26 protein-coding genes are annotated in these 24191 nt (G+C 59.4%); 15 read left to right on the top strand and 11 right to left on the bottom strand.

Going from position 1 to position 24191, the window contains the following annotated elements:
- Nucleotides 1-42: 42 nt before the first annotated feature.
- Together ACWF8S_RS06745 and pepQ are read left to right on the top strand one after the other, a co-directional pair.
- Entirely contained in the window at nucleotides 43-954 is a 912-nt protein-coding gene (locus ACWF8S_RS06745) for a LysR family transcriptional regulator (RefSeq protein ID WP_447556081.1), read from the top strand.
- Between the two features lie 11 nt (nucleotides 955-965).
- Nucleotides 966-2264: a Xaa-Pro dipeptidase gene (gene pepQ, locus ACWF8S_RS06740; RefSeq protein WP_447556080.1), complete on the top strand. Its 1299-nt coding sequence runs from the start codon at nucleotides 966-968 to the stop codon at nucleotides 2262-2264.
- 75 nt (nucleotides 2265-2339) lie between these two features.
- Here pepQ and ACWF8S_RS06735 read toward each other — a convergent pair whose 3' ends face one another.
- On the bottom strand, nucleotides 2340-2954 hold the full coding sequence (locus tag ACWF8S_RS06735; RefSeq protein ID WP_447556079.1) for an OmpW/AlkL family protein: 615 nt from the start codon (nucleotides 2952-2954) through the stop codon (nucleotides 2340-2342).
- 592 nt (nucleotides 2955-3546) lie between these two features.
- On the opposite strand from ACWF8S_RS06735, the gene ACWF8S_RS06730 reads away from it, so the two are divergent.
- Together ACWF8S_RS06730 and ACWF8S_RS06725 are read left to right on the top strand one after the other, a co-directional pair.
- Complete coding sequence (locus ACWF8S_RS06730; protein WP_447556078.1) at nucleotides 3547-4401, top strand: AAA family ATPase; 855 nt, start codon at nucleotides 3547-3549, stop codon at nucleotides 4399-4401.
- Nucleotides 4402-4404: 3 nt separating this feature from the next.
- Nucleotides 4405-5583 carry a vWA domain-containing protein gene (locus ACWF8S_RS06725; protein ID WP_447556077.1) on the top strand — a complete coding sequence of 393 codons (1179 nt, stop codon included), beginning with the start codon at nucleotides 4405-4407 and terminating at the stop codon, nucleotides 5581-5583.
- A 16-nt stretch (nucleotides 5584-5599) separates the two neighbouring features.
- Here ACWF8S_RS06725 and ACWF8S_RS06720 read toward each other — a convergent pair whose 3' ends face one another.
- Entirely contained in the window at nucleotides 5600-6172 is a 573-nt protein-coding gene (locus ACWF8S_RS06720; RefSeq protein ID WP_447556076.1) for a hypothetical protein, read from the bottom strand.
- A 176-nt stretch (nucleotides 6173-6348) separates the two neighbouring features.
- Here ACWF8S_RS06720 and ACWF8S_RS06715 point away from each other — a divergent pair, with 176 nt between their 5' ends.
- Nucleotides 6349-6792 (top strand): RidA family protein, encoded by a 444-nt coding sequence (locus ACWF8S_RS06715; RefSeq protein WP_447556075.1) that lies wholly within the window; start codon nucleotides 6349-6351, stop codon nucleotides 6790-6792.
- A gap of 41 nt (nucleotides 6793-6833) precedes the next feature.
- On the opposite strand, the gene ACWF8S_RS06710 is transcribed toward ACWF8S_RS06715, so the two are convergent.
- Both ACWF8S_RS06710 and ACWF8S_RS06705 read right to left on the bottom strand, forming a co-directional pair.
- Nucleotides 6834-8315, bottom strand: a complete 1482-nt coding sequence (locus ACWF8S_RS06710; protein ID WP_447556074.1) for a cobyric acid synthase — start codon at nucleotides 8313-8315, stop codon at nucleotides 6834-6836.
- Between the two features lie 107 nt (nucleotides 8316-8422).
- Nucleotides 8423-10609, bottom strand: a complete 2187-nt coding sequence (locus tag ACWF8S_RS06705) for a S8 family serine peptidase (RefSeq protein WP_447556073.1) — start codon at nucleotides 10607-10609, stop codon at nucleotides 8423-8425.
- A gap of 452 nt (nucleotides 10610-11061) precedes the next feature.
- On the opposite strand from ACWF8S_RS06705, the gene ACWF8S_RS06700 reads away from it, so the two are divergent.
- Nucleotides 11062-11982, top strand: a complete 921-nt coding sequence (locus ACWF8S_RS06700; protein ID WP_447556559.1) for a glutaminase — start codon at nucleotides 11062-11064, stop codon at nucleotides 11980-11982.
- A 15-nt stretch (nucleotides 11983-11997) separates the two neighbouring features.
- Here the strand turns inward: ACWF8S_RS06700 and ACWF8S_RS06695 are convergent, their stop codons facing one another.
- Nucleotides 11998-12501, bottom strand: coding sequence for an O-acetyl-ADP-ribose deacetylase (locus ACWF8S_RS06695; protein ID WP_447556072.1), 504 nt, complete (start codon nucleotides 12499-12501; stop codon nucleotides 11998-12000).
- 11 nt (nucleotides 12502-12512) lie between these two features.
- On the bottom strand, nucleotides 12513-13379 hold the full coding sequence (locus ACWF8S_RS06690) for a methylated-DNA--[protein]-cysteine S-methyltransferase (protein WP_447556071.1): 867 nt from the start codon (nucleotides 13377-13379) through the stop codon (nucleotides 12513-12515).
- Nucleotides 13380-13535: 156 nt separating this feature from the next.
- On the opposite strand from ACWF8S_RS06690, the gene ACWF8S_RS06685 reads away from it, so the two are divergent.
- A complete protein-coding gene (locus tag ACWF8S_RS06685; protein WP_447556070.1) occupies nucleotides 13536-14126 on the top strand; it encodes a LysE family translocator in 591 nt (196 codons plus the stop codon).
- Here ACWF8S_RS06685 and ACWF8S_RS06680 read toward each other — a convergent pair.
- Entirely contained in the window at nucleotides 14091-14945 is an 855-nt protein-coding gene (locus ACWF8S_RS06680; protein ID WP_447556069.1) for a helix-turn-helix domain-containing protein, read from the bottom strand. The genes ACWF8S_RS06685 and ACWF8S_RS06680 overlap by 36 nt on opposite strands.
- Nucleotides 14946-15121: 176 nt before the next feature.
- Between ACWF8S_RS06680 and ACWF8S_RS06675 the strand changes: the two genes are divergently transcribed.
- A complete protein-coding gene (locus ACWF8S_RS06675; RefSeq protein ID WP_447556068.1) occupies nucleotides 15122-15937 on the top strand; it encodes a DUF1206 domain-containing protein in 816 nt (271 codons plus the stop codon).
- Nucleotides 15938-15940: 3 nt separating this feature from the next.
- Nucleotides 15941-16543 (top strand): YqaA family protein, encoded by a 603-nt coding sequence (locus ACWF8S_RS06670; RefSeq protein ID WP_447556067.1) that lies wholly within the window; start codon nucleotides 15941-15943, stop codon nucleotides 16541-16543.
- 63 nt (nucleotides 16544-16606) lie between these two features.
- Here the strand turns inward: ACWF8S_RS06670 and ACWF8S_RS06665 are convergent, their stop codons facing one another.
- Nucleotides 16607-16933, bottom strand: coding sequence for an antibiotic biosynthesis monooxygenase family protein (locus ACWF8S_RS06665; protein ID WP_447556066.1), 327 nt, complete (start codon nucleotides 16931-16933; stop codon nucleotides 16607-16609).
- Nucleotides 16934-17110: 177 nt separating this feature from the next.
- Here ACWF8S_RS06665 and ACWF8S_RS06660 point away from each other — a divergent pair, with 177 nt between their 5' ends.
- Nucleotides 17111-17677, top strand: coding sequence for an isochorismatase family protein (locus tag ACWF8S_RS06660; RefSeq protein ID WP_447556065.1), 567 nt, complete (start codon nucleotides 17111-17113; stop codon nucleotides 17675-17677).
- Nucleotides 17670-18707: a GlxA family transcriptional regulator gene (locus ACWF8S_RS06655; RefSeq protein WP_447556064.1), complete on the top strand. Its 1038-nt coding sequence runs from the start codon at nucleotides 17670-17672 to the stop codon at nucleotides 18705-18707. The genes ACWF8S_RS06660 and ACWF8S_RS06655 overlap by 8 nt, the downstream gene beginning before the upstream one ends.
- On the opposite strand, the gene ACWF8S_RS06650 is transcribed toward ACWF8S_RS06655, so the two are convergent.
- Nucleotides 18683-19105: an MAPEG family protein gene (locus ACWF8S_RS06650; protein ID WP_447556062.1), complete on the bottom strand. Its 423-nt coding sequence runs from the start codon at nucleotides 19103-19105 to the stop codon at nucleotides 18683-18685. The two genes, ACWF8S_RS06655 and ACWF8S_RS06650, sit on opposite strands and share 25 nt — an antisense overlap.
- Before the next feature lie 199 nt (nucleotides 19106-19304).
- Between ACWF8S_RS06650 and ACWF8S_RS06645 the strand changes: the two genes are divergently transcribed.
- From ACWF8S_RS06645 to ACWF8S_RS06635, 3 genes are all read left to right on the top strand, one after another.
- Nucleotides 19305-20105 carry a helix-turn-helix domain-containing protein gene (locus tag ACWF8S_RS06645; RefSeq protein WP_447556061.1) on the top strand — a complete coding sequence of 267 codons (801 nt, stop codon included), beginning with the start codon at nucleotides 19305-19307 and terminating at the stop codon, nucleotides 20103-20105.
- A 50-nt stretch (nucleotides 20106-20155) separates the two neighbouring features.
- Nucleotides 20156-20611 carry a carboxymuconolactone decarboxylase family protein gene (locus tag ACWF8S_RS06640; RefSeq protein WP_447556060.1) on the top strand — a complete coding sequence of 152 codons (456 nt, stop codon included), beginning with the start codon at nucleotides 20156-20158 and terminating at the stop codon, nucleotides 20609-20611.
- Nucleotides 20612-20742: 131 nt separating this feature from the next.
- A complete protein-coding gene (locus ACWF8S_RS06635; RefSeq protein ID WP_447556059.1) occupies nucleotides 20743-21486 on the top strand; it encodes a class I SAM-dependent DNA methyltransferase in 744 nt (247 codons plus the stop codon).
- A 24-nt stretch (nucleotides 21487-21510) separates the two neighbouring features.
- Here the strand turns inward: ACWF8S_RS06635 and ACWF8S_RS06630 are convergent, their stop codons facing one another.
- The gene (locus ACWF8S_RS06630) at nucleotides 21511-21912 is read right to left on the bottom strand and encodes a DUF4019 domain-containing protein (RefSeq protein WP_447556057.1); all 402 of its coding nucleotides are present in this window, start codon (nucleotides 21910-21912) and stop codon (nucleotides 21511-21513) included.
- 316 nt (nucleotides 21913-22228) lie between these two features.
- On the opposite strand from ACWF8S_RS06630, the gene ACWF8S_RS06625 reads away from it, so the two are divergent.
- Nucleotides 22229-23641, top strand: coding sequence for a hypothetical protein (locus tag ACWF8S_RS06625; RefSeq protein WP_447556055.1), 1413 nt, complete (start codon nucleotides 22229-22231; stop codon nucleotides 23639-23641).
- 69 nt (nucleotides 23642-23710) lie between these two features.
- Here the strand turns inward: ACWF8S_RS06625 and ACWF8S_RS06620 are convergent, their stop codons facing one another.
- Nucleotides 23711-24181 carry a DUF1456 family protein gene (locus ACWF8S_RS06620; RefSeq protein WP_447556054.1) on the bottom strand — a complete coding sequence of 157 codons (471 nt, stop codon included), beginning with the start codon at nucleotides 24179-24181 and terminating at the stop codon, nucleotides 23711-23713.
- Nucleotides 24182-24191 lie beyond the last annotated feature (10 nt).

Here is a 24191-nt window from a genome sequence, read left to right as displayed (position 1 = left end):
CCATCTCAGGGGCACAAACCCTTCATCAACGCGAGGTAAGGCATGGAACTTCGCTGGCTAGAAGATTTTATCGCCTTGGCCAGAACCCGGCATTTCTCTCGTGCCGCAGACGAGCAGCACGTCACGCAGCCCACCTTCTCCCGGCGGATCAAACTGCTGGAAGAGGAGATGGGCGTGACGTTGATCAACCGCCAGACGCTGCCGCTTTCGCTCACTCCGGCGGGAGAAGAGTTCTTGACGCTGTGCGAACAGATTACCGACCGGGTGCGCCTGACCCGCGACCGGGTGCGGGAAATCAGCGCCGGCCAGCAGCGGCGTATCATGGTGGCCACCCCCCAGAGCCTGCTGCCTCATTTTCTGCCCCATTGGCTTTCGGACATCGGCTGGCAGGACCGTGTTCAGCCTTACTTGCGGGCCACGGGATGGGCGGCCAGCGCCTACTTTCAGGCGTTGGCCCGCGCCGAGTGCGACCTGGCCATCTGCTACTGGCCGATCGGGCGCTGTGATCTGGATATCGATACCAGCGCCTGCATCCATCGCGTGATCGGCCAGGAGCGCTTGATACCCGTAACGGCGCTGAACCAACGCGGCGAACCCTGCTCGCCGCTACCCGGTACCTCCGCGCAGCCGGTGCGCTGGCTTGCCTATCCTAAGCGGGGGTTGCTGGGGTCAGCGGTAAAAGCCCATCTGGCCAGGCTCTCCCAAAGCAGCTACTTGACCGCGCAGAGCGAAAACCTATACGCGGCAAATATCAAGGAGCTGGTACTTCTGGGGTACGGCATGGGCTGGCTGCCCGAGCGCAACGTGGCCACCGAGCTTGCCAATGGCACCCTGGTGCGCGCCGGCGACGCCCGCTGGGATGTCCCCATGGAGCTTCGCCTCTACCGCCATCAGAAAAAACACCACGCAGCGCTTGAAAAGCTCTGGAGCGAGCTGCCTTCGCTGCGCGTCTAGAAGGAACATGCATGTCAGATACATTGCTTTCACTGCAACACGACCACCTGAAACATTTACAGCGCGCCTATGCAGAGATCCTGGCTCGCTGCGAACTGGATAGCATGGCGATTTACAGCGGCCATAGCGATGCGTTCTTTGCCGACGACCACGCTCCCGCCTTCCAGGCTTACGGCCACTTCATGCACTGGGTAGGGCTTGCCGACGCCGAACACAGCTGGGTGGTGATCGAGCCGGGCAAAAAGCCTGCCCTACTGCTCTACGCGCCCAGTGACTTCTGGCACCTGACCCCTGCCCTGCCCGACGAGCCTTGGGTAGACGCCTTCGATATTACCCTTTGCAGGGAAATCACCACGCCCGCGCTTTCCGGCAATGCCGCGGTCATCGGCGATATCGAGCGCCTGACTGACAGTCATCGCCAGACGCTTGACGCCAGAGCCATGCCCGAGGCGCTGATTCATGCGCTGGACGAGCTGCGCATGTACAAGACCGACTACGAGCTGGCCTGTCTTCGCGAGGCCAACCGCCTGGCATTTGCCGGGCATCAGGCCGCCAAGACCGCCTTCGTAGGCGCCGGCGCCGAGCTGGATATCCAGCTTGCCTACCTGGGCGCCAGCCGCCAGCGCGAATCTGGCGTGCCCTATCAGAACATCATCGGCATCAATAACCATGCCGGGGTACTGCATTACCAGCACTACGATACGACCCCGGCCAGGCTTCGCCATAGTCTGCTGGTGGATGCAGGGCATCGCTTTCGCGGCTACTGTGCGGACATTACCCGCACCCACGTAGGCCCGGACGCCCCGGAAATGTTTGGCGCCCTGGTGGTTGCCATGCATGGGCTGAAAAACGAGCTTGTCCAGAGCATTGGCCCGGGAGTCGAGTACCTGGCGCTGCACGAAAAGATGCACAAGCGTCTGGCAGATATCCTGGTGAGCTTCGATCTTTACAAGGACACCGCCGAAAACGCCGTGAGCCAAGGCGTGACTCGCGCTTTCTGCCCGCACGGTGTGGGACATTCGCTTGGCTTGCAGGTACATGACGTGGCCGGCCTCAAAGCGCCGGACGGCACGCCCCTTCCGGCGCCCCAGGAGCACCCTGCCCTGCGCCTGACGCGTACACTCCGGCCAGGCATGGTCGTCACCATCGAACCGGGGCTTTATTTCATCCCCATGCTCCTGGCCCCGCTCAAGGAGAAAGAGTTGGCGATCAACTGGCCGCTGGTGGAGTCGCTGACCGACTGTGGAGGCATTCGAATCGAGGATAATGTGGTGGTGACCGAGTCGGGTTTTGAAAACCTGACCCCTTGAGTACACCTTTCAAGCACTGTTTGCGCATAAAAAAACGCCCGGCAGAGCCGGGCGTTTTCAAGCAACCAAACGCTTTTAGAAGCGGAAGGTGACACCACCGCCAATCGTGACGGGCTCCATGTCCACCTTACCGATCGTATCCCCACCCACACGAATGTCGGAGTCCACGTCGGCGTAACTGACATTGCCGTTGAGCGAAACGTTTTCGGTAACGGCCAGATCAACACCAACCTGGCCGACAGGGCCGTAGCTGTGCTTGATATTGGTGTTGCTGGGCTCGCTGGAGAAGCGGGTATAGTTAAGGCCCGCACCCACGTAAGGCTGAACCTTGGTATTCATGCCACCCAGGGGGTAGTAGTTGACCAGCAGGTTGACCGGCAAGCGATCCACGCCACCGAGATCACCGCCACCGGAGGTGGTGAACTGGTGGTCGACCTTCTCGGAGCTGTTGAGTTCGATGCCCACGTGCTCGCTGAAGAGATAGCCAGCACCAAAGGTGAAACCGTTCTCGTTTTCAACGCTCAGCGACTCGCCGCCAACATTGCCATTATTTGAACCGGTATCCGTCTTGGCAAAGCCCCCGCGGACAAACACGTCGCCTGCCTGGTTGGCGTTGGCCAACGCAGCCTGGCTGGCCATCAAGACGCTGGCGGAGATTACAGCAGCTGAAATAAGTTTGATTTTGCTCATCAGGGTCATCCTTTGCAGTTTGCCAGGAATTAGCGCCGGTGCATCCGGCTTACTTATACAATATATACCAATCGAACACTGTTTCCAAATAATGAGTCGAACTTATTTATAATATTTTTATCTGAGTACGGCTGTTCTAAGCACAAAAAAAAGGCCCCCCGAAGGGGACCAGGTGGAGCACGCCAGCTCACTCGTTGTATCGCCAGGTCTTTGGCGATGTCGCAGCGAAGGGAGAATCGTCTAGCTCGTTACTCTATTGCGCTGCGTCTTGCCCAATATATAGCGAGACGCGTGCCACTATTTATAAAATACTTTAAATTCATATTGTTATATAAAAATTTAGTAAATCGTGAGCCATGTGTTCCTGACAGTCGCCTCACCTTGCACCAGTGACGCGCAAGAAAAGGCCATCTCGCTTCATTACGTTGCACTGACGTTGTATGGATAAGCCATCGCCGCTGTCCGGCGCTATCGCCTTTTCTTCAAAGCCCCTCACTTGAGCCCTTCGCACAGGCCCGTGACATAGTACTGACCATTTCACTGACGTAAACTACGGCCATATCGTTCAACAGATCCCTTTCGAGGAGCCCCCATGGCGTTTGACTCCACCACGTCCTACATAGCAACCGAGGCGCTCAAGCAGGCGGTCAACGCAGCCGTTACGCTGGAGCGCCCTCTTCTGATCAAGGGCGAGCCGGGCACGGGCAAGACGCTTCTTGCCGAGGAGCTGGCCCGCTCGCTGGATACCGAGCTCATTACCTGGCATATCAAGTCCAGCACCAAGGCCGCCCAAGGGCTTTACGAGTACGATGCGGTCAGCCGTCTACGCGATTCCCAGCTCGGCGTCGAAGGGGTGGAAAATGTGGCCAACTACATTCGCCCCGGCAAGCTCTGGGAAGCATTCACCGCGGACAAGCGCGTGGTCCTGCTGATAGACGAGATCGACAAGGCCGACATCGAGTTCCCCAACGACCTGCTCCAGGAGCTGGATCGAATGGAGTTCTATGTCTACGAGACCGGTGAAACCATTCGCGCCGAACAGCGCCCCATCATCATCATTACCTCGAACAACGAAAAGGAGCTGCCGGATGCCTTTCTGCGCCGCTGCTTTTTCCACTACATCGACTTCCCGGACCGGGAGACCCTCCAGGCGATTGTCGATGTGCACTTTCCACACATCGCCCCCCGGCTGGTTTCTGAGGCGCTGAACGTGTTTTTCGAACTGCGCGAGGCGCCCGGGCTCAAGAAAAAGCCCTCCACGTCGGAGTTGGTCGACTGGCTGAAGCTGCTGATGGCCGACGAGCTGGCCCAGGAGGCGCTGTACAACCGTGACCCCAGCAAAGCCCTGCCGCCCATGGCTGGTGCACTGATCAAAAACGAGCAGGACACCCACCTTCTGGAGCGTCTGGCATTCATGCTTCGCCGCCAGAAAGGATCAGGGCGCTAGGTCATGTTTATCGGCCTGTTTGAAACGTTAAAGCGCGCCGGAGTGCCGGTCTCGCTGCGCGAACTGCTCGACCTGCACGCGGTGGTCGACCAAGGCGTGGTCTTTGCCGATACCGAGGCCTTCTACCACGTCGCCCGCACGGTGATGGTCAAGGACGAGCGTTACTTCGACCGTTTCGACCGCGCTTTTGCAGCCTGGCTTGAAGGCCTGGAAAGCGTGGACGCCGCCATCGAAGCGCTGATCCCCGACGACTGGCTACGCCGCGAGTTCGAAAAGCAGTTGACCGCTGAAGAGAAAGCCAAGATAGAATCTCTCGGCGGCCTGGAACAACTGATCGAGACATTCAAGAAGCGCCTGGAAGAGCAGAAGGAGCGCCACGCCGGCGGCAACAAGTGGATCGGTACCGGCGGCACCAGCCCCTTTGGCGCCTACGGCTACAACCCCGAGGGCATTCGCATTGGGCAGGACGGCTCGCGTCACCGCCGCGCCACCAAGGTGTGGGACGAGCGGCGCTTTCGCGACTACGACGACAGCCTCGAGCTGGGTACACGCAACGTGAAAATGGCGCTTCGGCGGCTGCGCAAGTTCGCACGGCAAGGAGCACGCCAGGAGTTCGATATCCAGGGGACCATTCGCGAAACCGCACGCGACGCAGGGCTGCTCAGCGTGCAGATGCGCCCGGAGCGCCATAACGCCGTCAAGGTGCTGCTTTTTCTGGATGTGGGCGGCTCGATGGACGACCACGTTCGCGTATGCGAAGAGCTTTTTTCGGCGGCGCGCTCGGAGTTCAAGCACCTGGAGTACTACTACTTCCATAACTGTCCGTATGAAGGCGTCTGGAAGAGCAACGCCCGCCGGGATAATGAACGTCTGCCCACGGCGGAGCTTCTACGCACGTACGGTGCGGATTATCAGGTGGTGGTCGTGGGGGATGCGGCAATGTCGCCTTATGAAATCACGCACCCCGGCGGCAGTGTCGAGCACTTCAACGAAGAGCCCGGCGGCGTGTGGCTTGAACGCTTGACGACGCACTTTCCCAAGCTGGTCTGGCTCAACCCCATGCCGCCCCGGGCCTGGGAGTACACCTACTCCACCCGTCTGATTCAGGAGATCGTCGAAGAGCGCATGTACCCGATGACCGTCGAGGGCCTGGAGCGCGCCATGCGCGAGCTGGCCAGATAACCCGGCAAGCCGGCGTTCAGCGCCCTTCGATCAGCGTTGCGGGTACGTTATCGAGTCCTTCCATGAAGGCTTGCTTGGCGTTCTCGAACGTCCGAGGATCGTGCTTGAAGCGGCGCAGAATACGCGCGTGATCAAGTGCGACGGTGGGCGCCACCGTTTCAAGCCCTGTGGCCGGGTGGCGGGCATTGAGGCCGATACGCTCATCGCCCTCTCCGTCAAACCAGCGCTTGATACCGCAGCCCTGGTAGAAGGTCTGCAGCTCAGGGGTCGTGACCGAGACTTTTAGCGGCACATTGAGGCTAAGCTCGCTGATCAGCCGCCCCTTCGCGTCTTTTACCAGCTCGCAGGCCAGGGTCACCGTCATGCCTTCGCCTTTTTCATCCAGCACCAGAAGCGCCAGCGCCAAAAGCTTGCCCTCGCTTCCCACGCTTGCCACCAGGCGCGCTGCTTCCTGCTCGAACAGCACGTTCTGGGTGCCGGCAAACACGACCAGCGGTGTCAGTCCGGCGCTTTGCCCGTACACATCGGCACACAATTTTGCCAGGCACGCGCGGCGGGCGGCCGTTTCCTTGATTTGAACAACCTTCATTACGCTCTCTCGTTGCACCTTCTCTGGGCACCCGTATGCGGGCGGGCTTCAAAGCTCGCAAGCCTAGAGCATTCCGCCATCCGGTGCCAGAGGCGTCACGTGTATTGAACCCTCGACGACGGTTCTGGTCGCACCAGATGTGCAAGACTACAATTACCGGCCGCCAAGGAGAGCCCATGCCTCAGTTCATCAACGACCCGACCCTGCCCAAGCCCGATTTCCCCGGTAGCCACATGGTGGTGGATGATCACTACGTGTTCATCTCCGGGTTGACCATTGCCGATATTGTCGAAGATGATCCTATCGTGGACGATGTCGCCAAGGAGACCCAGCGCGTGATGCGAGAACTCGAGCGAATGTTGCGCCAGGAAGAGCTCGAGTGGGGCGATGTGGTGCGCGTCGATATCCACCTGACCGACCTGGGCCAGATCAGCAAGATGGACAGCGTCTACGCGGAATTTTTCAAGCCAGGCCGTTACCCTGCGCGTACCTGCACCGAGGCGAGTCGGCTTCATGGTGGCAGCAACGTGGAAATTACGCTCATGGCCAGTCGCAGCCAACGCTCGAAAACCGATGAGTCGGCCGCCACCGTCAGCGATTCCGATACCGGGCCCGAGTAAACGCCTGTTTTCAAACGCTTCAAGCCCAAGCACTTCTGGCCTCAAACGCCTTGGAACGCGCCTTGATCTGAAGGCGCGTTACTCAACAGGTCAATGATCCGTTCGATATTCAGATGCGCCTCCAGCGTATCCGCCAGGCGCTCCAGCTCACGCTCGCGGTGGGCGGGATAATCGACCTTCATCGGGGCGCCAAGCCCCAGCCGCATTAAAAGCGCCTGGCACGCGCCCGGGTCGTCGAACACGCCGTGCAGATAGGTGCCGAGTACCTGTCCATCGCCGCTGACCGCGCCGTCGTTGTGCGTTCCCAGATCAAACAGCGCGCTTTTTAGCGCCGGGCCGCTGCTGACCCCATTGTGAATCTCGTAACCCGTCACCCTCGCCCCTGTTCCGATCATGACGCCTGTCACGTTGCGAAGCTGCTTGCCCTTGGTCATGCGGGTGGCCAGCTCAAGAAGGCCAAGCCCCGCCGCCCGGCCCGGCGCTCCTTCCAGGCCAGCGGCATCGTCCACCCACTGACCCAACATCTGGAAGCCACCGCATATTCCCAGCACTCGTCCACCGTAGCGCAAGTGACGTGCGATCACCTCCGGCCACCCCTGGCGTTTGAGCCAGGTTAAATCGCTCGCGGTGCTTTTGCTGCCGGGCAGGATGATCACATCCGCCGGCGGCATCGGTTGGCCCTCGTCGATAAACTCGAGCGACACCTGAGGATGCAGGCGCAGGGCATCGAAATCGGTATGGTTACTGATGCGCGGCAGGCGCGGAATGATGACTTTCAGGGTCTGAGCCTGCTTCACGGCGTGTACGCGCCCGATGCTGTCCTCGGCGTCCAGCAAGAGCCCTTGCAGATAGGGCAGTGTTCCGAGTACCGGCTTGCCGATGCGTTTTTCAAGCCACTCGAGCCCGGGGGTCAGAAGCCCGATATCACCCCGAAAGCGATTGACGATGAAACCTTTCGTACGCGCCTTCTCGCTGACACTCAAAAGCGCCAACGTGCCCACGAGCTGAGCGAACACGCCGCCTCGGTCGATATCTCCCACCAGCAGCACCGGGCAGTCGGCGGCCTCGGCGAAGCCCATGTTGGCGATATCACCCTGACGTAGATTGATCTCGGCGGGGCTGCCCGCTCCTTCGGCCAGGATGACATCAAACCGTTTGCTTAGATCCTGCCACGCGGCCATCACACTCTCATGCGCGGTGCGCTTGAAGGCGTGATAATCGAGCGCGTCCATGTGACCGTGGACACGTCCGCGCAGGATCACCTGAGCGCCCCGGTCGCTCTCCGGCTTCAACAGCACCGGGTTCATGTCACTGTGGGGAGCAACACCCGCCGCCTGGGCCTGCAGCGCCGTCGAGCGGCCGATCTCGCCGCCATCCACGGTGACGGCGCTATTGAGTGCCATGTTCTGCGGTTTGAAAGGCGCCACCACCAGGCCTCGGCGTTTCAATACCCGGCAAAGTCCGGCCACTACGGTGCTTTTGCCTGCATCCGAGGTGGTGCCCTGAATCATCAGCGTGGCCATGCGCACCCCCTTTATAAAAGGCCGAACTCTAGCGCTCGACGACGAACGGCGCAACGCTGGCGTGTCGTATGCAGAACATCAAGCTCAGGCCATGTGGTCGCCGCAAGCTATAACGGGTAGGCGACATTTACCATGGCCGCCGTATCATCCGGGGCGCTGCCGTCGTGGCCCGGCTCGCGCGAGTGCAGAAGGTTCAACTGCCACTGACTGCGCTGGCCGCCCTTGAAGGCATAGCCGAGCTCGATATCGAGCTCGCGCCCGGAAGGCGAAAGCGACGCCGTGCGGGTTTCGCTCAGCACCGTGCCATCCAGGCGGCGCCCCACCGGCACATCAAAGTGTGCCTCGGCATTCTCGATACGCAGGGGCTGGCGCAACGTGAAGGCCAGACGCTCGTCGGCGCGGCGACCGCTACCCTGCCACTGAAGCCCCAGCTCGACCCGGCGGGCCACGATATCGTCAACACGTGTCAGCAGGCCGCCGCCACCGGCGCTGCCCTGGCCCTGCTCGAACTCGGCAAACCCGCTCAGGCCGCTACCCAGCTCGGCTTTCATGCCTACCCCGCCAAAGGTCATCCGGTTGTGCTCACCAAGGCCCAGCGCTCCGGCACCGCTGGCCCCCAGCAAACCCTGCTGTTCATCAAGGCTTCCCAGAAAGGTGTTGATACTTAACATCGGCAGGGCCTGCCATTGCACACCGATATCCGAACGGTTGGCGCGGTAATCACTGATGTTCGCCGAACCGGGAGTACTCGCCGCCCAGTGCGTGGCGGTCACGTTCCACCGCTCGCCGAGCGCGTAGTTAGACTTGACGCCATCGACCCGATCAAAGCCCTGGGTAAGCTCGGAGCCGTTCTGGTACGACATCATCGGCATCATCGCGGACTCGCCATAGAGACTGACCGGGCTCACTTCCTGGCCGGCAAAGCTGAACACGCTCACCCGTGCGGGCCCGAAATCACCATCGAAACGGCTGCTCAGCAGGCTACCGGCGCTATCCGTACGCGTCGTGAAATGGTAGTCATGCAGGGACGCCGATTGCGTGGTCGGCGCGTAAGGTGACGTTGCCGACAGACGCTCCAACTGGCGACGCCGCTGAGTTGCGGGCGCCACCCTGGGCTGCGTCTGAAGCCCCAGATCCATCCGGTAGTCACGACCCAGCGCATCGAATACCGCCACGTCGTTGAGCGCCGTCGACTCCTTCAATGCATCACCGTATGCGCCCGAGAGCTGCATGAAAGACGCCTGGGCAAGCGCGCCGCCCTCATCGACACGCACACTCTGGGCTACCACCAGCTCGCCTTCGGGGGCGAGTGCTGCCTCTATATCCGCTTCACCCTGCCCCAGGTAGAAGGCACCACAGTTCGCGTTACCGGCAACGCCACAGTCGTTTTGCGTAAACAGCGCGCTTTGCCGGCTGGCGGTTTCCAGTAACCGCTTGCTGGCCTGCTGTGCACTCAGGTGCGGCCAACGGGAGAGGATACCGGCGGCATACTCGGAAATACGCGCCGCGGAAACCGACGTGCCCTGAGCGCTTACCTCCATGTTCACGTAGTCGGTGGCAATCGCACGCTCTTGCAAGCGTGCATCCTCCCCCGGATAGGCGCTGCCGGGATGGATGTTTCCATCCTCCCCCGTGCCCACAGCAATCAGCATCATATCGAACAAGGCGGGTTGCGCGGCGTAAATGGGCTGGCCCTGGGTGTCCATCGCCTCGCCACTGTTACCCGCGCTGACGACATAGACAGCGCCCTGGCCGCCGTTGGCGTTCACCACCTGGGCAAACGACTGCGCAGACGTCACCCCGTTGAAGCTCAGACGCGGGTCATTGGCCACGTAGCGCTGGGAAAAGCTCGCATTGATGACCCGGGCGCCCCGAGAGGCGGCCTCGCCCACCCCGTAGTTGATCGCGCTGCTGCGAGTCATCCCATCCTTTTCGGTCTTGATCAGATCAAGCTCGGCCACGCCCAGCGTCCCACCCGAGATCGTCGAGGCCACCACGCTACCGTGCCACTGATTGGCGCCCCTCACCTCGCGTGCGCCGGTATGAACATCGAGGGTATCGACGACCAGGTGGCTGTTGGTGATGGCAGCCACATCGAAAGCGCTATCGACCACGCCGACGCGAATGTGCGAAGGGGTCGCAGGTGCTTGAGGGGTCGTTGCGGCCACATCGGGCACAGGAAGCGATGCCGGTACATGAACGCCATGGCCGGGCCCACCCTCCATGGAATTATTGCCACCTCCGCCGCCGCCACCGCCACCAGAGCTGCAACCCTCCAGGGCGATGGTACTCACCAAGACACCCGCCGATAAAAACCTGTTATAGCGATTATTCACGACCGTATACTTGCATGACCTGACCACTCATTCTTGTACCCTTCTTAACCAAGCACTCAAGGCTTGTGATGGAAGAATTTAAGACTAAACCGGGTTGGCAAACAACTTTATTAAGCGAAATTAAATTGATCGTGGTAATTGAAAATGAGTATTAAAGTTTCTGTACGGCCCTGCTCCTCCTGAACTCTTTTTAAAGAGATACAGACACTGTGCAAAATTATAAAAATAATGATTATAATCATGAGTTTGAAAAATAATGCAGGCTCTTTTAATAATCTGGCATGACCAAAAAACGGGCGTTTTATCGGGTAGCGATCATGAATGGCGAGGAAGGCGAACTGCGAGCCGACAGACAAGAAGGGCTTTTTCCGTTAGGGTTGAAGGCCTTTTACGACAACCGATCGCCGTCCATGCAAGAACTCTTGAACGATATTACCGAAAAACTCGCCCTTGAAACCCAACGGGGTAAAGTCGCCGACTACATCCCCCAACTGGCACAGGTCGACCCCAACCAGTTTGGTATCAGCCTGGCCACCGTCGAAGGCGAACGGTTTTCGGCGGGCAGCGCCGCCACGCCCTTTTCGATTCAGAGTATCTCCAAAGTATTCACGCTGACCATTGCGCTGGGGAAGCTGGGCGACAACCTGTGGGCCAACCTCGGGCGCGAGCCCTCGGGCGACCCGTTCAACTCCATCGTTCAGCTGGAGCACGAAAGCGGTCGACCGCGCAATCCGTTCATCAATGCCGGGGCGATTGCCGTGGTGGATGCCATCATGATGGGCCACGAGCCCAAGGAGTCGCTGGCCGAGATCCTGAGTTTCGTGCGCTACATCGCCGATGACAACAGCATCTGTTTCGATCATCAGGTGGCGGCATCGGAAATGGAGCACAAGGACCGCAACGCGTCGCTTGCCCACTTCATGAAGTCCTTCGGGCGGCTACGGCACAATGTCGATAAAGTGCTGGGCACCTACTTTCACCAGTGCGCCATTGCCATGAGCTGCGACCAGTTGGCCCATGCGGGGCTTTTTCTCGCCTCCGACGGTGTCAACCGGCCCAGCGACCTTCGCGTGGTATCTCCCCAGCGGGCGCGACGCATCAATTCACTGATGATGCTGTGCGGCCACTACGACGCCTCGGGCGAGTTTGCCTTTCGCGTGGGCTTGCCAGGCAAGAGCGGCGTGGGCGGGGGCATTCTTGCCATCGCCCCGGGCCGTGGGTCCCTGGCGGTCTGGTCGCCGGGCCTTGATGATTACGGCAACAGCTTACTGGGTGTTCGCGCTCTGGAGATGTTTGTTCAGCACACCGGCTGGTCGGTCTTCGGCCATTGAGGCCGGTGTTCGGGCTCAGCGCGTGAGCCTTGCCTGATACACTGCCAGATCGTCAGCGGAAAAACAGCAAAACGTCACCGACTCGATGGACGCGCCTTCCCTCAAGACCTCTTCAACCGTCGTCACCGCAATCTCGGTGGCTTTCTCGATGGGAAAGCGGTAGACGCCTGTGCTGATACTGGGAAAGGCAATGGAGCGGGCGCCCACGGATTCCGCCAGCGCCAGCGAGCGCCGGTAGCAGCCGGCCAGTTTTTCTGCCTCGCCACGCTCGCCGCCGTGCCAGACAGGGCCTACGGTATGGATCACGTAGCGGGCAGGCAGCTTGAAGCCCTCGGTGAGCTTGGCGTCTCCGGTGGCGCAGCCGTTGAGTTTTTGACAGGCCGCGAGCAGCTCACGGCCCGCCGCCCGATGAATGGCTCCGTCCACCCCGCCGCCGCCCAGCAGCGACTGGTTCGCGGCGTTGACAATCGCATCCACTTCCAGGGTAGTGATATCGGCCTGTAGTGCCTTGATCTTCATGGTGCTCTCCTTTAGATGTGCAGTTCCAGCCGATCTTGAGGCTCTGGGCTTGAAGATACCTGACTGCTCTCCCAGGCCTGTACCATCTGCTTTCTCGGTACGCCCCAACGATAACCGCCCAGCGCGCCGCTTTGTTGAATTACCCGATGACACGGTATCCACAGTGCCACCGGATTAGCCCCCACGGCGCTACCTACTGCGCGGGAGGCGCCGGGCTTGCCCAGCGCCTGCGCGAGCTGCCCATAGCTTGCCAGACACCCATCGGGTATAGCGAGCAGCGCACGCCATACCGCAATCTGAAAGTTGGTACCCGCCACGTGAAGCGCCAGTCTGGCACCTGCAACGTCGGCTGCGTTGAAAAGCGCCTCGACGGCGTATTGGGTGGCAGCAGGTCGGTTTACTAGCGTGCTGCGCGGCCACTGAGACGATAACTGCGCAATCTGCTCGTCTACACTCGCCGCGCCGGTAAACCCCATCCGACAGATGCCGCGGGAGGTAGTGGCGACCAGCACCGCCCCGAAGGGGCTTTGATGCACCCCGTACTCGATGGTCAGCCCTTCGCCTTGATGCTTGTATTCGCCAGGGGTGACGGCCTCGAACGTGACGAAGTGATCATAAAGGCGGGAGCCACCGCTCAAACCTACTGCATGGGCAGCATCCAGAAGCGAAGGAGTGGATACCATGACGCGCTTGGCGCGCTCGAGTGTCAGCGCCTGCAAGAAACGCTTGGGCGATACGCCGGCATAGCGGGTAAACAGTCGCTGAAAGTGTCCCGGGCTCAAGTGTACGTGCTCGGCAACGCGTGCAAGGTCTGGCTGGCTTGTCGCGTTGTCTACCATGTAGGCCATCGCCTTCTCGATACGCCCGTAATCGTCCATCGCCCCCTCCTCTGGTGGTCTCTTTGTAAGCTTAAGCGCTCAGGCGTGCTCTGCCGACCCGAATCTTGCGCACTCGACCACATCAATTTTTTTCAATACGCCCAAACACGCCCCGGGCACACTCCTCCCTACCTGAAATGCATGTAGAGGATAACAATGAGCTTATCGCACCTGCTGCCAATGTCGGCGTTTGCCCTGGCCGCCTCCATTTCACCGGGCCCTGTCAATCTTGTGTGCCTGAGTAGCGGGACTCACTACCCCCTTGCCAAGGGGCTGGTGTTTGTCACCGGCGCGACGCTTGGCTTTGTCGCGCTTTTTTTGGGTATCGGCGCAGGGCTCTATTCTCTACTGGGCTCCTGGCCGCTGCTGGAAACGCTTCTGCTCTATGCAGGAGTGGCATTTTTACTCTATCTGAGTCTCAAGCTTACGCTGGATAACGGCCGGCTGCCCACGCAGGCCCCGGGGAAAGCCCCGGGTTTCATGTCCGGCGCCGCCATGCAGTGGCTTAACCCCAAGGCGTGGCTTGCCTCGGCGTCCGGTATCGGCGCCTACACCAGCGGCGACGGGAGCCAGATACTGCTTTTCGCGGCCCTTTATGTGCCGATATGCTGGCTATCGCTGGCAAGCTGGGTGTACGCCGGAGCTTTCTTGAAACGCTTTATTCAGACCCCCTTGGTGCTGGCCACCATCAACCGTGTACTCGCCTTTCTTCTAGCGGTGAGTTGTATCTTTATCCTGCTCGATTGAAGGGTGTCGGTACTGGTTTGGTGTGGCGGCCACCAGGCGCTTGAAGGTTCTTTGAAAATGCGGCTGGTCGTTAAAGCCCAGGACCAGCGCCGTATCTGCAATGGAGCGTCCGCTTTTGAGCTTTTGCTGACCCAGTTGAATGCGTCGGTTGATCACGTAAGCGTGGGGAGTCATGTGGTAGTACTGTTTGAACGCACGAATCAGATGCCCGCCGCTGTAGCCCGAGTAGTCGCACAGGTGCGCAAGCGAGAGCGCCTTCAAGGCGTTTTGATCCAGATAGCCCGCCAATGCCTGAAGGGCCGGGGGCGCCTTGGGAAGCGTTTGGCAGGGGTCGTACTGCAGGTAGTGGAACACCTCCAGCAAGCAGGCGTTCAGCGCTGCCTGCTTTTCACAAAGACTCGTCTGAGCACTCAACAAGCACGCCGCCATGTGGCGATAGCGTTGATAGAGCGCCTTGACGCAAACCGTTGGCGTGGCGATATCTTCCCACTGCGGCGTGGGCAAAAGCCCCGCCTGATAGCGCAGTTCGCTTACCCACTGCGTATCGACGTACAGCATCAAATAAGCCCATGGCTTGTCCACCATGGGATTACAGGCGTGCACCCAATGAGGGTTCATCAACACCAGATCGCCGGCGCCGATGGCGTACTGCTGATCCCGGTACTGAAAGATGCTGTTGCCGTGGGTCACCGCCCCCAGCGACCAGTGGGCATGGCTATGGCGTGCGTAACCTGCCTGGCGCGCGTCGCTGATGTAACGCAGTTCCACATACGGCATACGCGGATCGCGCCAGAAGATGGGGGCTGTCGAAATACTCACCGCATTTTCCCGGTAAACGTCAGAAGAACAATGCCGTTGGAAAGAGAATAAAGTCCGCAGACGCTATGCCTTTCACCTATCATCACCTACCTTACACAGTAGCATTTCAAGCGCCCACCAGGGGCGTCGGCTCATTCTGAAGTCCTGAGCCCTGCCAATCCCGTCAGGAGAACACCGTGGCAACATCCCCCAGCACACCCCATCATCAAGATGCCATCAGGCTTTTCGCCCGTCTGGGCTACGCCTCGCGGGGGGTTGTCTACTTACTGGTGGGAGGTCTGGCGGCTCTGGCGGCTTTCGGCCAGGGAGGCCAGACCCAGGGAAGTCGTGGTGCCCTGGAAAGCGTGCTGGGTGCGCCCTTTGGCAAGGTTCTGCTGGGCGTCATCGCCCTTGGCCTGCTCGGCTACGCCATGTGGCGCTCCATTCAAGCACTCAACGATGCCGACGATCATGGCCGGAAGACAAAAGGAGTCGCGATTCGCGCCGGATTGATGGTCAGCGCCGTCACCCATATCCTGCTGGCCTTTTACGCGACCAGCCTGATCTTTCGCCTGGGCGCCGCGTCCGGTGACTCCAATGGCTCTCAGGGCGCGGTCAGTTGGCTATTCCAGCAACCACTGGGGCGCTGGCTTGTGGGCGCGGTGGGCCTTTTTATCATCGCGGCGGGCATTTCTCACGGTATCAAAGGCCTGAAAGCCAAGTTCGACAAGCATTTCGTCATGTCGGAAGTCACCAAGCAGTGGGCCTATCCTATATGCCGCTTCGGGCTGGTGACCCGGGGCATCGTCTTTATCATTGTCGGCAGTTTCTTTCTGATGGCTGCCTATTACGTCAACCCCGGCGAGGCGGGCGGTACCGAAGAAGTCTTCAGCGCGCTACGCACTCAAACCTTCGGACGTTGGCTTTTAGCATTTGTGGCCATCGGGCTTTGCGCGTTCGGCGCCTACAGCGTGCTGGCCGCTATCTACCGACGCATCAATCCGGCCATGTAACCCATGGGCTTTCTCTCCAAGCGTCAAAGGGAGTGGCTTGAGCGTCTCAATCGCTCCCGCTACATGCTTTGGCTGCTGGGTACGCTCTCCTTTCTGGAAACGATCATTCTGCCGGTCCCGCTGGAGCTCATCCTTATCCCGCTGATGGCCTCGAACCGGGCGCGAATCTGGACCATGGCAACCGTGGTGACGCTTGGCTGCCTGCTTGGCTCGCTGGTAGGTTATGCCGTGGGCATGCTGCTGTTCCAGTCCGTCGGCGCGTGGTTTATCGCGTTCATGGGGATCGAACAAAGCTATCAATCGTTTCAAACGTTCTTTGGCCAGTACGGGTTCGCCGCGATTCTGGCCATCGGCATCCTACCCATCCCCTTTCAGGTAGCAATGATTTCCGCAGGCCTTTCCGGCTACCCTATCCTGCTTTTCGCCCTGGCCGCGCTGATCGCCCGCGGGCTTCGCTACTACTGCATTGCCTTGCTGGTTTACCGCTTTGGCCACCAGGTGGAGCAGATGTGGAAACGCCATGCGCTCGTGACCAGCCTGGTGGGCGGCGCGTCAGTAATGGCGTTGATACTGCTCATGCAAATGCTGGCCAACACGCTTATCTAACTCGGCCCCGGGCCTTGCCTGGCCTGGCCTGGCCTGGCCTGGCCTGACCTGACCTTTAACAGGCTATCTTGAAGATTCCGAGTAATCGCGCTCGACTTTGGCGATACGGGTCTTGAAGTGCCTGTACCACCGGGCGTGACCCAGACGCTGCGCCTCCTGGTGCTCGGCGTGGGCTTTCCAGGCCTTGATCGATTCGATATCCGCCCAGTAGGAAACCGTCACCCCCACCTCGTTTCTCGCCGCCTCCACCCCCAGAAACCCGGGCTGCCGAGCAGCCAGCGCCACCATTCTGGCGGCCATCTCGTCATAGCCTTGGGCGTCCTCGCTACGCTCGGAGGTGAAGATGACGGCGTAATAAGGCGGCTCGGGAGTTTGGGCGATGAGAGGCATAAGGACTCGCTTGGCGGTAAACGGGGCGTGGCGAGCCAATTATCGCCAACGAATCTCCCCTGTAAAGCCTCGCGTGTGCAATGTCCGAAAATGTCCGCTTCGTGTCCGGCGAGCGCGTCGCCGATAGCGGGCCAGGCGCATAAACTCATGTATCCCAACAAGCCCAGGAGTTTTTAGATGTCGTCTCGCTCAACCGCGCTACTGCTGATCGATGTGCAAGCCTCCTTCCCTGCCAAGGAGTACTGGGTAGAAGCCCTCGCCGGGGCTTGGCGGCCCCGGCAACGGGCTCTGCTGGATGCCGCCCGGGCCGCCGGCATACCGGTGGTGCGCATTTTCCACGAAGCGCCGGACAGCCAGGGGCCGTTCGACCCCGACCTTGGCCTGATCTGTCCGCTTGAAGGGTTTGAAGACGAAGCAGCGGCCACTTTCCATAAACGAGTGCATAACGCGTTCAGCGATACCGGTCTTGAGCGCTGGCTGCGCGAGCGGGGAATTGTCAATTTGGCCATCAGCGGTATTCGTACCGAACAGTGCTGCGAAACCACGGCCCGGGTCGGTTCTGATATTGGCTTCCAGGTCGATTTCGTAAGCGACGCCACCTTGACGTTTCCCATGACGCGACATGGCATCACCTGGTCCGCTGAAGACATCCAGGCACGCACGGAGCTTGTGCTGGAAGACCGCTTTGCGCGTATCATCAGCACCCATGACCTGATCAACGAGTGGCAAACTCCGCGTGACTGACACCCCCGACCTGAACCAGCCATCCACCCACCAAAAACAAACCCTGCGGGTGGCCGTCCTGATGATGCCTGGGCAGGTACCGCTTGATCTGGTGGGCCCGCTTCAGGTGCTGCAGTGCGCCAGCCGTCTATCCGTCGAGATAGACGTGCGCTACCTCGGCCCCAGCCATGCCCTGCAGTGGCTGGGGCCGCTCACCCTGGGCGGCATCTCGGCGTTGCCCGAGCAATTGCCTCAGCAAAACCTGCTGCTGATTCCCGGCCAGTACCGCAACAGCCTGGAGCCGCAGGCGCAGCGAACGTGCGTTGACTGGCTCAAGGCCAATGCAACTCGCGCCGATACGCTGATGACCGTGTGCTCCGGTACGCTGCTGCTGGCAGAGGCCGGCCTGCTCGACGGGCGCCGCTGTACGACCCATCACACACTGCTTGATCAACTGCGCGCCAAGGCCCCCATGGCCAACGTTCAGGGGGGCTGCATCTTCACCGAAGATGGCCGCTACCTGACCAGCGCGGGCATCTCGACCGGCATCGATACCATGCTCCACTGGCTGACCCGGGTGGGTGGCCATGGCCTGGGGCTGGCGGTAGCTCGGGAGATGGTGCTGTATCTTCGCCGCAGCGGCCAGGAGCCGCAGCTGGGCGCCTGGCTTGAAGGCAGAAACCACGTGGATGAGCGGATTCACCGCGTGCAGGACGCCATCTGCGCGGCCCCGGCACACGGCTGGCGCATCGAGTCGCTGGCTGCAAGAACAGCCATGAGCGAGCGCCACTTCCGGCGTCGGTTCAAACACCTGACCGGCATGACGGTCAGTGACTACATTACCGGCCTGCGCCTGCAGCGGGTCAGAACGTTGATGAATGAAACCCACTGGACCCTGGCCCGCATTGCCGAAGAGACCGGCTTTGGCGATGAGCGCCAGCTACGACGGCGCTGGGCGCAGCAAGAAAAACACCCGCCGAGTGTCTGGCGCCGCACCCGGCAAACGGCACTGCCGTCAACAGATGATCAGGGCAGTGCAAGCACGATCTGAACACACATGATGATCATGCACACGACCCCCACCGCATAGGAAATGGTCCGCCAGGGCTGCAGCGCCGCCAGGTAGCACAGCGTATGGCAGTAGCGGGCCAGCGTGAATATCATGAAAAGCCACACGGCTAGCCCGGATGACGCCCCCACCAGCACATAGGCCACACCCAGCCCCAGAAAGATGGGGATGTTCTCAAGATCGTTCGACCACGCCTTGCCGGCCTTCTGTACCTGGGGCAATTCCTCCTGCGCGGGTTCCTTGCCCGCCATCCGCGCATCTTCCGGCGTCTTGAACGTCATCTTCGAAATACGCTGATAGCCCTGGTACAGCGAGGTCGCCCACATCTTCACAAACAGCAGTACCGCTGCCAAAGCGTACCAATAAACGGGTTCGTCCATGATGCCTCCTGTATTTCGGTTAATTACAGACGCGGATCGCTCCACTAGGCTAAGCATAGACGACGCCTGCAAAGGCGCAGACAAATAGCAAAGCTTTGTTGCAACGCCGACGCTTTGTTATCAACGAGTTTGCTTTTTAATGGTTTATTTCACGTAGGCTTGTTTAGCGTAGATTCTTTACTCGCGTAAGGTTAATACCATGGCCAATATGATCCTGCCGAACAGCGCTCGATTGCTGAACTTCCGTCAGCGCTCCCCGGATAAGCGACTTCACCCTTGGGTGCAGTGCCTGTGGTCTTTGAGCGGCAACCAACGTGGCCGTAGCAACACCGAAAAACTTTATCCGGATGGTGGGGCCAGTCTCACGATTAGTCTGAAAAGCCCTCGGCCAGTTATCACTCTCTGCTTCAACCGACGCACGCTGCTGGAAACCCTTGAGGGCCCCGCCCCTCGTCTGGGGGTGCGCTTCAAGCCAGGTGGCGTCTATTGCCTGCTGGGTTTGGCTCCAGAAGCATTTACCGATACCTGTTACGCGTTGAGTAGCGATAGTCAACCCACAGGGGTAGCAGGCTTGATGACCGTCGTTGAGGGGCTTTACTCGCTTGATGGTTTGCAGGGAATCAACTTCCTGGAAGCCTGGTTATTACGCTTGCTCAATCATCAGCCCATTCTTCAAAGCCGTTTGCCCTTGCTTGTCGACACCATCGGCAAACTACAGCTATCGCCACAGCAGCTAGGCGCCCAACTGGGCTTTACCCGGCGCACGCTGGAGCGCAAGCTCAAACGCGAGGTGGGCGCATCCCCGGGGCAGCTAGTAGCCCTTGCTCGACTGCAGCGCGCACGCCACGCGCTAATTGAAACCACCCAGCCTTTATCCGATATCGCGCTGAGCTGCGGCTACTACGACCAGGCCCACTTTACCCACGCCTTTCGAGCGCTTGCCCTTGAAACCCCCAAAGCCTACCGGCAGCGCAAACTGTCGCAGATTTACAAGGCGTAGCGTGGCTGCTTTTTTACACTATAGCCTCACTCACAACGAAGGTCATCACCATGTCAACGCGCATATCTCGGCAGAACGTTTACCGTCTCAACCCACGCCTTCCCGAGCACTTGATTGCGCTTGGCAAGGTAGCGCCTGGCAGTGCGGTAACCCCTGCTATCATTCATCTGGTCAAACTACGCGTTTCTCAAATCAACCAATGCTGCTTCTGCCAGCATATGCACGCACAGCAGGCGCGTGACGATGGTGAATACCAAACTCGTCTGGATGTACTTCCCGCCTGGCGGGAAGCACCCTGCTTCAGCGAACAAGAGCGTGCCGCTCTAGAATGGGCAGAAGCACTCACCTTGATCAGCCAACAGTCCGTTGACGACGGTATCTATCAAAGTGCGCTTGAAGCCTTTGGCGAACCGGATCTGATAGCGCTGACCTCGGTGGTGCTTGCCATCAATAGTTGGAACCGGATAGCGGTAAGCATGCAGTTTGTGCCTGATACCGGGCTATAAATCCCAAGGGCATTGTCGGCCGGTACGAGAGGCCGGCAACGCCCTTGCCCAAACCACGACGGACACCCGCTTCTCAAACTACCAGCGCTCGTTTACCATGCGCCCCTTTCATCTCGAGCGCTTCCACTGCCATGTCCGCCAACGCCCTGTATACCGACCTTTCTCGCTACTACGATGTGATGTGCGAAGATATCGACTACCCCGCCCAGAGTCGCGGTGTTCAGCGTCTTCATCGTTTGCTGGGTAACGGCGGGCGGCGGCATCTGGATCTGGCCTGCGGTACCGGCCCCCATGTGCGCCACTTTCTGGATGCAGGCTTTTCAAGCAGTGGCCTGGATATCAACCCGTCCATGCTGGAACAGGCGGCCGCCCGCTGCCCGGAAGCCACCTTCACGCAGCAGGACATGGGAGATTTTACCGTCAGTGAGCCGCAGGATCTGATCACCTGCTTTCTGTACTCGATTCACTACAGTGACGGCATCAAGCGATTGAACGCTTGTATCGAAAGCGTACACCGGGCGCTGTCCAGCGGCGGCGTGTTCTGTTTCAACGCGGTGGATAAAGACAAGATCGACAATGCCCTGTCGGTATCGCACAAGGTGCGAAAAGGAAGTGACCTGTTCACCTTCCGTTCCGGCTGGCACTACGCGGGTAGCGGCGAGAAGCAGTCGCTAAGGCTGAGTATCGAGAAAGACAGCGACGGCGAGATACAGCGCTGGCGCGATGAGCACGCGATGGTGGCCGTCAACTTTGCCGAACTCACCGCGCAGCTTGCGCCCTATTTCTCCGTGCACGTGTTCGAGCACGATTTTGAAGCGATCACCCCCTGGAACACCACCTCCGGCAATGCGATCTTTACCTGCGTAAAAGCCTAGCGCAGTGCGTTCGGCTCGGCAGTGTCACTGCACGTAGTAGCCGCTCACCCGCCAGGCGCCGTCCTCGAGATGCGGCGTGATCGTCTCGGTAATGCGCTTGTTGGCAAAGCTGGACTGGAAGGTGAATATCTTGTAATCCCCCCGAGGGGCGCCGGGCATCGAGGTATCACTGACCACCCCGACACGGCGGCGGGACTCGAGCGGCCCAAAATTCTGGCGGGCAAGCTCAATGGTACGTTCCAGCATGCTGGCGGACAGCGGGCGCTTTAAAAGCGGCGACGCCTCGTCCCAGGCTTTCTCGAAATCCCCGTTATCCACGCTTTCAAGCCAGGCCAGCACCGCCGTTTCAGCGGGATCCGCGCAGGCGTTGACTGAGAATACGGAAAAAACGAGAGCCGCCAGCAAGGCGCGAAAGATAGTGGACATGAAAGACTCGTGGTGGTTAAAAGGCGTTCCTACCCTCTTATATCGGTAAAACGCCACTAAGCTTTAGCGAGCCCCGCCAAACAAGTCCCACCTACCACCCACTCTTTAATATTTTTTAATTTCACTTTTTTCTTAATGACTTCAAGGCGAGCCATTTGCTTTAGCCCTGGGTTGTCATTAGGGTTACGAATGGATAAACAAATCGCACTGCTTCGGATATCGCCTTCATGCGAAACGGTATCGAACAAAGCCAGTCATCAAGACCGCTTTCAATAATTAAAAAACAGATAAAACGACACTAGCAAGGATCGAAATCATGTCATACCCACGCGTATGCCAGTTCAAGAAGCTGGCACTCGGGCTGAGCGTTTCCACGGCCATGCTGTCCAGTGCCCAGGCGCAGACCAGTGATCAGCAAACCATCGAAGAGCTGCGCATGCAGCTCAACCAGATGCAGCAGCGCATCGAACAGCTGGAGCGCCAGCAAGTTCCGGCCTCCTCGGATACCCGCTACAGCTCGAACGACACAAACCGACATACGCCAAGCGACGCCGCCCGGCAAGACGTTTCCAACCAGGGGGCATCCAATGCGACTCCCCCCACGGAAACCGCTGACAGCCGTGACCAGCAAACCCTGGCCCAGGAAAACGAGCAGGCACTCGAAGAGATGCAGCAGGTCGAATTCGGTGGGCTGGTCGAGTTTACCGGGAGCTTCAACGACTGGGACGAGCAAGACAAGGACACCGCAGGCGATCTCGACTTCGGCAAGCTCGTGTTCACCATTGAAGGCGAAACCGGCGATCTGGAATACTCGTTGGCGTATCGCTTTTACGACGACTACCGCTTTTTGCATCATGGCTGGCTGGGATATAACCCCACCGAGGAAGACTCCATTCAGGTGGGTCTGGTACAAACGCCCTTCGGCAATATGGATGTCGGCTACCTGGGCTACTACGGCAACCTGGCTTACCTGTCCGGTTTCAACGACAACCAGAACGCCGGTATCAAGTGGGACCGCTCGGCGGGCGCCTGGGATACCTCGCTTGCGTTTTTCAAAAGCGACAACCTGGGTAACGGCAACGACCACTACGGCGCCAACGCCATCGGTGACAGCGCCCAGGGCAACAGCGAAGAGAATCAGCTAGCGGCGCGCGTTGGCTACACCTTCGGCTACGACACCGACTTTACCACTCAGGTGAATGTATCGGCCAAGGGCGGCCAGCTTTACAACCGCAATACCGAACGCAGTGGCGACAACTGGTCGGCGGCACTAGGGGTAGACGGCAATTACGGCAACTGGCGCACGCTGGCCCAGGCCACTACCTACGAGTACAACGCCAAGAACCCGGCAGAAGGCACCTCGGGTATTTCCGATAACGTCCTGCAGGTCGGCGCCTCCAACTTCAACTACCTGATTCCCGCCAAAGGGGAAATCTACTCGGCCAGCATAGGCTACAGCCTGGATGTGGACTGGGGCCCGGTCGAAACTCTCTTTTTCTTCAATGACTTCAGCTATATCGACCCGGGCAACGACTACACTGCGATCGACGGCGGCTTTGGCGATCAGCAAAATCCCATGTTGAATGACTTGGGCGTACAGGTAAGCGCCGGGCCCTACTTTGCCTGGTTCGATATCATCACCAACAAGAACGGGCTGGATTACTTTGGCTCCCCCGTCGACGATGGCTGGCACACGACGTTCTTGACCAACTTCGGTTTCGAGTTCTAACCGGTCAAACGCACGAAAACTCAAAAGCCCGGCCATCGTGCCGGGCTTTTTTACACTGAATCGAAAAGTTCAGGCGCTCGGGTCGGGGCGATACTGATGCTGAAGGCCCATCAGAAAGTTGCGCAGCATCTGATCCTTGCATTCGCGATAATTCTTGTGGCTGGGCTTGCGGAAAAACGCGCTCAGCTCGTGATGGCTCAGCGGCAGGCCCTCGCGCTCGAATACCGCGATGATATCGTCGGCCTGCATGTTCAAGGCGATGCGCAGTTTCTGGAACACCTTGTTGTTATTCAGCTTGGCTTCCGGTGCCGGTGGTGGGCCTTCGCGCTTGCCACGCTTGAAGCTGATGAACCCGTTCAAGAACGCCGCCAGCTCTCGATCCTTCATCGTCACGAAGGCCTCATCGTCTTCCTTTTTCAGCCAGGCGGTTACCTGTTCCAACGGCACGCTCACCTCGGCCAGCTTGAAAATGGCCACCACGGCGGTGTCCTTTAAATCGAAGGTATAGCGAATACGGCGCAAGATATCGTTATTGGTCAACGTCAATGTC

The organism is Vreelandella xerophytica, assembly GCF_968048975.1.
This window is presented reverse-complemented; position numbering and strand designations above follow the sequence as displayed.

Coding starts and splice junctions, on each gene's coding strand:
- ACWF8S_RS06745 (WP_447556081.1), top strand. CDS start 43: ATGGAACTTCGCTGGCTAGAAGATTTTATCGCCTTGGCCAGAACCCGG.
- pepQ (WP_447556080.1), top strand. CDS start 966: ATGTCAGATACATTGCTTTCACTGCAACACGACCACCTGAAACATTTA.
- ACWF8S_RS06735 (WP_447556079.1), bottom strand. CDS start 2,954: ATGAGCAAAATCAAACTTATTTCAGCTGCTGTAATCTCCGCCAGCGTC.
- ACWF8S_RS06730 (WP_447556078.1), top strand. CDS start 3,547: ATGGCGTTTGACTCCACCACGTCCTACATAGCAACCGAGGCGCTCAAG.
- ACWF8S_RS06725 (WP_447556077.1), top strand. CDS start 4,405: ATGTTTATCGGCCTGTTTGAAACGTTAAAGCGCGCCGGAGTGCCGGTC.
- ACWF8S_RS06720 (WP_447556076.1), bottom strand. CDS start 6,172: ATGAAGGTTGTTCAAATCAAGGAAACGGCCGCCCGCCGCGCGTGCCTG.
- ACWF8S_RS06715 (WP_447556075.1), top strand. CDS start 6,349: ATGCCTCAGTTCATCAACGACCCGACCCTGCCCAAGCCCGATTTCCCC.
- ACWF8S_RS06710 (WP_447556074.1), bottom strand. CDS start 8,315: ATGGCCACGCTGATGATTCAGGGCACCACCTCGGATGCAGGCAAAAGC.
- ACWF8S_RS06700 (WP_447556559.1), top strand. CDS start 11,062: ATGCAAGAACTCTTGAACGATATTACCGAAAAACTCGCCCTTGAAACC.
- ACWF8S_RS06695 (WP_447556072.1), bottom strand. CDS start 12,501: ATGAAGATCAAGGCACTACAGGCCGATATCACTACCCTGGAAGTGGAT.
- ACWF8S_RS06690 (WP_447556071.1), bottom strand. CDS start 13,379: ATGGACGATTACGGGCGTATCGAGAAGGCGATGGCCTACATGGTAGAC.
- ACWF8S_RS06685 (WP_447556070.1), top strand. CDS start 13,536: ATGAGCTTATCGCACCTGCTGCCAATGTCGGCGTTTGCCCTGGCCGCC.
- ACWF8S_RS06670 (WP_447556067.1), top strand. CDS start 15,941: ATGGGCTTTCTCTCCAAGCGTCAAAGGGAGTGGCTTGAGCGTCTCAAT.
- ACWF8S_RS06665 (WP_447556066.1), bottom strand. CDS start 16,933: ATGCCTCTCATCGCCCAAACTCCCGAGCCGCCTTATTACGCCGTCATC.
- ACWF8S_RS06660 (WP_447556065.1), top strand. CDS start 17,111: ATGTCGTCTCGCTCAACCGCGCTACTGCTGATCGATGTGCAAGCCTCC.
- ACWF8S_RS06650 (WP_447556062.1), bottom strand. CDS start 19,105: ATGGACGAACCCGTTTATTGGTACGCTTTGGCAGCGGTACTGCTGTTT.
- ACWF8S_RS06645 (WP_447556061.1), top strand. CDS start 19,305: ATGGCCAATATGATCCTGCCGAACAGCGCTCGATTGCTGAACTTCCGT.
- ACWF8S_RS06640 (WP_447556060.1), top strand. CDS start 20,156: ATGTCAACGCGCATATCTCGGCAGAACGTTTACCGTCTCAACCCACGC.
- ACWF8S_RS06635 (WP_447556059.1), top strand. CDS start 20,743: ATGTCCGCCAACGCCCTGTATACCGACCTTTCTCGCTACTACGATGTG.
- ACWF8S_RS06630 (WP_447556057.1), bottom strand. CDS start 21,912: ATGTCCACTATCTTTCGCGCCTTGCTGGCGGCTCTCGTTTTTTCCGTA.
- ACWF8S_RS06625 (WP_447556055.1), top strand. CDS start 22,229: ATGTCATACCCACGCGTATGCCAGTTCAAGAAGCTGGCACTCGGGCTG.